The following is a 7395-nucleotide window of genomic DNA, read 5'->3' on the forward strand; positions in this document are numbered from 1 at the left end:
AAAATCATTTTCCCAATTAGAAGAGGTCTGACCACTGCTTCTTTACGAAACTGTCAGGTGAATACTATACTAGCACAGTAAATCCGATTATGGATGCAGCCATGGAAGATTTTGAAAAAGACAAAGATCTAAATAAATTTATAGATCGTATTTCCAAAGATCTAGCAATTAAATTAGCTAATCATCTCGGACAAAACGACGTATAACTACGGCTTACCGCTTCACTTCGAGACTCGCGCTGCTCGCTCTCGTTCGGGTTTCACCACATTGGCTACTGTCACTCCTCTTGCATACGCAAGCGTTGTGCCAGTTTAGCCAACGTCGGCAAGCCTAGTTCGTTATCTGCCATGCCGCGCCCCTTCATTTATAGCGCCTGCCGTCCGTGGCAGGCTTGACTTCGCAGTAGCTAAATGATTTATTATTTTTACTTTTATGTAAGGTAAAAAATTGGATATTTTCACCCAAGAAAAAAGATCAGAAATTATGTCCCGAATAAAAGGGAAAGGAAATAGAACTACAGAAATTGCACTTATAGAACTATTCAAAAAACATAAAATTACTGGTTGGAGACGAAATCAAAAAATATTAGGAAAGCCGGATTTTGTCTTTCCGAAACAAAAAATAATAATTTTTGCAGATGGCTGTTTTTGGCACGGGCACAACTGCCGAAACACCATATCTAAGACAAATAAGGCGTTCTGGGAGCGGAAAATTTCCGATAATAAACATAGAGATCGAAAACAGACTAGCCGTTTAAGAAGAATGGGATGGTCAGTTTATCGGATATGGGAATGCCAAATTAGAAAAGGTAAAATTCCCAAAAACCTTCTTAATTCTATTAAGGCAAACTCACTTCAATGAAGAAAACAAGTTTTAGAACAAGAGCAAGAGTCGTAGATCTTTTAGGTAGGGAACAAATTGCGGATGCACCTACTGCTATAACTGAGCTTTTAAAAAATTCTGTCGATGCTCAGGCCGATAACGTATGGATACATTTTCATGATGAAAAGAAGCTTTTAGAAATTGAAGATGATGGATTAGGAATGAGACCTACTGATTTATTAAATCGGTGGTTAGTTATTGCGACCGAATCTAAAAGATCGGAAAAACCGGATGAAGGATGGTTAAAATATGCCGACAAAACTAAAGTACAAAGGGCTAAAACAGAAAAACCATTTGGTGAAAAAGGAATTGGGCGGCTTGCAGTTGCGGCTTTGGGAAAAGCAGTACTAATCTGGACTAGATGGGGAAAGAATAAAGAAAACACGCGCTCCCTTGCATTGATTCATTGGGAGCTATTTCAATTTCCAAAATTAAATTTAGAAGATATTGAAGTTCCATACATAGAACTGAATGCTGATGACGATCCGAAAGAATATTCTCTTCTACTCTTAGAGCAGTTAAAAACTTGGATAAAACAAAACCATAAGAATTGGGAAACTGATAGTCGAACAAAAGATCTCGCCAAAAGCATTTTAAATAATTTAGACAACGAAATAGCAAGTGGACTTAATTCCATTTCTCCTAAAGATCATGTACCGGGAACGTACTTTGCAATATTGGGATCAACGGAAGAAGTAACCGAAGTCTTTCAAGAGACGAAAGAACAGGCAAATCGTGGAGAAGATTATATTCCTTCAGAAGGACTTAAAACAATTTATGCGTTTTGCGATCCATTCGCTAAAGAAAATCCCCGCATTCGAATCGAAGCATTGCATAATGGTAAAGTTGCTTATGGAGGAGAGCAGGATTTTTGGAAATTTTCCGACTTTGAAAAAGTAGATCATTTTATAGATATAACTGTTTCGGAGAATGGAATAGCGAAAGGAAAAATAAGACGTTATAATGAAACTTTTCCATATGAAAATAATCTAAAAGAATTACCATATAGATCATACCATCCTGGACGATTTAGAATACTGTTAGGCTACGTTCAAGGCAGACAGAATGAATCAATTGTTCCCCCCGATTTATTCGCGAGCTATACCGAAAAATTACGAGCATATGGTGCTTTATATATTTATAGAGACGGGATTCGGGTAATGCCTTATGGCCGATACGACCAAGATTTTCTGGGTTTTGAAGAACGGCGGACATTCAATGCGGGAACGCATTTTTTCTCGCATCGAAGAATGTTTGGAGCGATATACATTACGCACAAAGACAATTCGAATCTTATCGATAAAGCTGGTCGCGAAGGATTCATAAAAAATGGAAGTTATCGCGGCTTAGTTAGTATTTGTACGGAAATATTTGTTGATTTAGCTAAGAGATATTACGGAAGGGAATCAGATTTTTCAACTCAGAAAAAGAAAAACCAAGATGAAGAAAGATTAAATGAAATAAAAGAAGCAACTAATAGCTTCCTGGAAAGGTTTAAAGAATCCAGAAAATTACTCCCCCAGGCGAGTCGCCATGTCGATCAATTGATAGATTCATTAAGTGAAAGCGTCAGCAATTCTTCTCAAGGGGACCGTACGAATATCCTGAAAACTGAGAGTTTGTTCGATCAACTGGACGAAATCAAAGAAAACTATCTAAATCGTTTAATAACGGAAATTCATCCTTTTGCAGAACCGAATACGAAGAATTTGGCCTCCTGGGATTCCTATTTGACCGATAAACAACAGCTTGAGAATGAATGGAATAAGCAAACAACAAAATTAAGAGCTCGCTTTGAAAAATTAAGATCTAAATTTTCAGAACGCTTAGATCGAATTAAAAAATTTGAAGGTAGGCTAAGGAAAAATGAGGACGGAATTATTAACTCTCTTCAAGATAAAAAAAATGCTTTTTCTAGTTATGCGAAGGAAATATCGGAAAAACGAAGTGATAATTGGCTAAAAGAACAAGTCGGAGTAATTAAAAATATACCTATTAAACTGCTAGGGGAAAATCCATTAGAAGAAGTAGTTGATGGAGGAGAAGATTCCTTATCGAGCTTCGAAGAAGCTCTTAATCTTCAGAGAAAAATTTCTAGGGACGAATTTATTCCTCATTGGGAAACCTTAATTAGAGAAATTCAACGGATCCATCAAGCGAAGAGTTTGGAAAAGTTTATAGGAGAATTGGTTCGAGAGAAAGAAGCCACTGAAGAGAAAGAAAGCATTTATGCAGAACTTGCACAGATTGGTTTAATTGTAGAAGGCATTGATCACGAATATAAAACTCTATTTAATAGTGCGAAACATGATCTTAAATATATAGAAAAGGCCAGTTCCGATTCGAAAATCGTTGAAAGATTGGGCCATTTACGAGAAACGTTCCAAGCAATTGATGAACGTTTAAAATTCCTTTCTCCATTATTTAGGTCGGACAAGACTACTTATTCAGAATTATCAGGAAATGATATTCGCAATTTCGTTATTAGCCGTTATCCGACGGAATCATTAAAAAATATAGAGTTTGAGTTCACAAAAAATTTTCTTAATCTCCATTGGAAAAACGCCAAGAAGTCGGTTATCTATGGGGCAATTCTCAACGTTATAAATAACGCTGTATATTGGGTAAGTAAGAAGTACGGTAGCGGGAAAATAAGATTCGGAATCGATCCAGAAGGATTCGTAATTTCAGATTCGGGACCCGGTATTTCCAACCGAGATAAAGAGCGTGTATTTGATCCATTCTTTACTAGAAAACCGTACGGAAGAGGATTAGGTCTTTATCTTTCTCGTAGTGCTTTACGCGGAAATAATATGGATCTGCGAATGCCGGAAGAACCCTTAAAAGGAGCCTTAGGCGGCGCTGCGATTCTCTTTGTAGAAAAAATCGTAAATAAGGAAGATAATGATGATTAATGAATTAAAAAGAAATATAGCCAGTCATTATTGTGGCAGTATTGCAATCATAGATGACGATGTTCTCATTGAGGACAAGGAAGATTCTTCTTTAAAAGTCGGCGAAGCATTTAGGAGTTTAATTGAAAAATGCAGCGAAGATTCAATTCTCTGCCATCTTCACTCATTCCCGAAAGAAGCAACAGTAACCTCTGAACAAAGTTCTTCCGACAAAGCAATTGCAGCTGCCTTAGCTGTGGCAAAAAAAGCCGATGTCGTTATCCTTGATTGGTATCTCGGTTTAAATGATCGCCCTGAATATTCGCTTAAATTATTAAATCAATTATCCGAAAGCGATTCCATTCGCTTCATTTTAGTATATACTGGCCATTCGCCGAATGTTGAAGGAAGACTTCTTGAAATCGGTTTTAAAAAGAAGGAAAATTCTATAAGAGTGGAAAGACCGTCAGCATCCGAATCTGAAGAACCTGAAATAGCGGGTCAAGTCAATGAAGGGGATCTCCCCATATTTGTGAAAGATAATAAAATCTTCCTGTCTTTTTTTGATAAAGCCGAAATGGATAGTAGCACACTTATTGACAAAATTTATTCGATGCTTTATTCATCATATCCGGATTTGCTACACTGGGCAGGTTTTGAGTTGAGCTATAGAGTTAAGGAATTATTTCCTAAAATTCTCCCAAAACTACCTGTAAAAGTAGACAAAGAAATAGCAATCCAAGCCTTATTCAAGTCAATTCCAAATGAGTTATCTTATCAAATTTCTAACCTTATTTTAGACGAAGTTAAAAAATCTCTACTTTTGGCCCCCGTTTCAATATTGCAAGACGAAACACTGTTATCAATCATATCGAAAGAAGATAATGAGCGTATTAAAAATGATAAGGCTGGCTTTCTTGGTGAAATGAAAAAAGCAGGTAAAGCACTATTTGGTAACGATGAAACTAAAAAAGAAAGTGCTAAGACGAAGACTGGCTTGAAACCGGATACACTTCTTCATTTGAATGCTTTTATTGAATCTTACGCTCTATCAAAATCCTTGGATCGCCTAATCCAAGGCGTTATTTTACAAAAAGAAGACAAATATTATCTCAGTATTACTCCTTTGTGTGATCTATATAGATTAGCGACAGGAGGTAAGATTTCGTTTTTAGTAGGAGAGGAATCTAAGATAGAAAAGTCGGCGGAAGATAGATATATTCAAGTCTCTGTGATTTCGGAAGATCGGCAAATTAATTTAATATTCGATGCATACAATTTATTTCAAATTGAAGCTTCAGGAGATCATGTAGGTTATCCAAAACTAGATGCTACTGAATTAAAAGATTACAAGTATGTTGGATGCTTAAGAGAGGATATATTTAATCGAGTCCTTCATAGAGTTTGGGTTATGCGTACTAGAGTCGGAATCGACATTCTGGAAATTGTTAGAGTAGTAAGACATGAAAACTAAGAAATCAGAATTTACAGCTATTGATGTATTTTGTGGATGCGGCGGAATGACCTTAGGGTTAAAGAAAGCGGGTTTTAATGTAATAGCGGGGATTGAGATATTATCGGATGCCAGAAATACATATAACTTAAATCATCCTGAAGTCATCCTTTTTGAAGACGTTCGGAAAGTCCGAGGGACTACTTTTATAAAGAAACTTGATCTTAAGAAAGGGGATTTAGATCTTCTTGCCGGCTGTCCGCCTTGCCAGGGTTTCTCTTCCCTTCGTAGAAAAAATAGAAAAACGCCAGTAAAAGATGAGAGAAATGAGTTAATATTTGATTTTATTAGATTGGTTAACGACCTGAGGCCTAAAACAATATTGCTGGAAAATGTCCCAGCTTTAATGGACGATGCCCGTATGACCAAAGCTCGGAAGTCTCTTACTCGCATGGGCTATCATTCTAAAGTTGGAATTTTAAATGCTTCAGACTTCGGGGTTCCACAACGCCGGAAAAGGATGATATTAATTGCTTCAAATATCGGTGAAATAGAATTCCCAAGTATAATAACTAAGAAAGCGAAAAAAACTGTTCGAGAGGCCATCGGAAATTTACCTCTTCCTAGCAAGTCGAATAATCCATTGCATAATTTATATAGCGTTCATTCAAAAGAAATTCATCAAAGAATTAGTCTTATACCAATAGATGGTGGCAGCCGAAAAGCGTTAGGGGAAGCCAATCAATTAGAATGCCATAAAAAATTAAAAAATGGAGGCTTCAACGATGTTTATGGAAGACTTTGGTGGGACAAGGAAGCATCAACAATAACTAGATTTTGTACGAATCCTTCCAAAGGAAGATTTCTTCATCCTGAACAGAATAGAGCTCTAACAATTTTTGAGGCGGCATTGTTACAATCATTTCCTCCATCATATAAATTTCCGATAGATTCCGGTATTTTAAAATTATCTTCAATGATAGGAGAGGCTCTTCCGCCTGAATTTGCGAAAGCTCAAGCAGTCTATATCAGAGATCATCTTCGAACTCTAAACTAACTTAGCATATCGCATGATTTGTTGCAAATATAAATGATAATCTACCCGAACGCTACGCGATCGGGTCGCAGAATTTTCACTTAAATTGTTCTAATAGCCCTCGTTAAAACTGCTTCGCAGATTTTACTCGGGCTTAATCTATCTGTTCAACAAGATCACTTTTAATAAAGGCTGAATAGAAATAGATAGTTGGTTTGCCATAAAGCTTATATAAAATGAGAAACTCATCCATAAATAACCGTCTTTGTCCTAACTCAATCTTCGAAATATGACTTCGGCTTCGTTTTAATTTCTTAGCTACCTCAGCTTGAGTAAAGCCAGCTTCCTTTCTTGCGGTTTTCAAAGCTCGATAAAAGAATTTTTTGTCTTTCTTTGAGACTTTCCATTGTGGAAGCGCACTAGCAAACATTGTGACCTCAGAATTTGCTACCTTTTGGGCATTCGAAGGTCTTAGAATCGGTCTTTTTCTGCTTTTCGTATGAGGTGATGCCATAGAAACTAATTCTGCGCCCGTGTATCGGTAAATACATTAATACACCATAGGTGAATTAATGTCAATGAAAAATAAATTATTAGTGTATTTTTAATGACCTCAAAGAAAACTGAAAAACTAATTGGAAAGAAGGTACAAGCAGTTATAGAAGATCATGGTGAAAGCCAGAAAGAAGCAGCTCCTGAGCTTAATATTTCTCCAGCAGGATTGAACAATATTATCCAAGGTAGAGTAGAATCGCTCTCTCAAGCATTTCTAACTACTTTTAAAGAAAGATATAAGGTAAATCTCGATTGGCTTTTAGATGATTCCAAATCTATTAAACCTGTTCTGTATTCTTCTTCCGATGAAGGACAGGTTTTTCAGATGGATGAGGATAAAGTTTTATTCAGCAAAATCAAAAGCACAAAAGGTGTGAAAGAAATCGTAAAGACGCTCTTACAAATTTCACCTGATCAGAGAAAGATCATTGCTGATGTAGCTTCTGAGTTTGCAAAAAAGAAGTAATCTTTCAAATCTTAAATAGCAATCCTATTGGCATTCCCTAACCGGCTACGCCTTCCGTGGCTTCGCTCGGTTAGACATTCGGGGCGCGGCACAGCAGATAACTTCGGCT

Annotated in this window: 6 protein-coding genes; 5 read left to right on the forward strand and 1 reads right to left on the reverse strand. The window is 36.7% G+C overall.

Annotation, left to right across the window (positions count from 1 at the left end; translation table 11 throughout):
• Positions 1-447: 447 nt before the first annotated feature.
• The 4 genes from EHS15_RS10515 to EHS15_RS10530 are packed head-to-tail and all read left to right on the forward strand — an operon-like array spanning position 448 to position 6286.
• Positions 448-861, forward strand: a complete 414-nt coding sequence (locus EHS15_RS10515) for a very short patch repair endonuclease (protein WP_246052069.1) — start codon at positions 448-450, stop codon at positions 859-861.
• The gene (locus EHS15_RS10520; RefSeq protein ID WP_135760531.1) at positions 858-3797 is read left to right on the forward strand and encodes an ATP-binding protein; all 2940 of its coding nucleotides are present in this window, start codon (positions 858-860) and stop codon (positions 3795-3797) included. Before EHS15_RS10515 ends, EHS15_RS10520 begins: the two co-directional genes overlap by 4 nt.
• Positions 3787-5250, forward strand: a complete 1464-nt coding sequence (locus tag EHS15_RS10525) for a response regulator receiver domain (RefSeq protein ID WP_135760532.1) — start codon at positions 3787-3789, stop codon at positions 5248-5250. The genes EHS15_RS10520 and EHS15_RS10525 overlap by 11 nt, the downstream gene beginning before the upstream one ends.
• Positions 5240-6286: a DNA cytosine methyltransferase gene (locus EHS15_RS10530; RefSeq protein ID WP_135760533.1), complete on the forward strand. Its 1047-nt coding sequence runs from the start codon at positions 5240-5242 to the stop codon at positions 6284-6286. Before EHS15_RS10525 ends, EHS15_RS10530 begins: the two co-directional genes overlap by 11 nt.
• Positions 6287-6419: 133 nt before the next feature.
• Here the strand turns inward: EHS15_RS10530 and EHS15_RS10535 are convergent, their stop codons facing one another.
• Positions 6420-6779, reverse strand: a complete 360-nt coding sequence (locus tag EHS15_RS10535; RefSeq protein WP_246052071.1) for a helix-turn-helix domain-containing protein — start codon at positions 6777-6779, stop codon at positions 6420-6422.
• Positions 6780-6872: 93 nt separating this feature from the next.
• Between EHS15_RS10535 and EHS15_RS10540 the strand changes: the two genes are divergently transcribed.
• Positions 6873-7286, forward strand: coding sequence for a helix-turn-helix domain-containing protein (locus EHS15_RS10540; RefSeq protein ID WP_135760534.1), 414 nt, complete (start codon positions 6873-6875; stop codon positions 7284-7286).
• The last annotated feature ends 109 nt before the right edge of the window (positions 7287-7395 follow it).

Source organism: Leptospira idonii (assembly GCF_004770995.1).
Lineage (GTDB): Bacteria > Spirochaetota > Leptospiria > Leptospirales > Leptospiraceae > Leptospira_A > Leptospira_A idonii.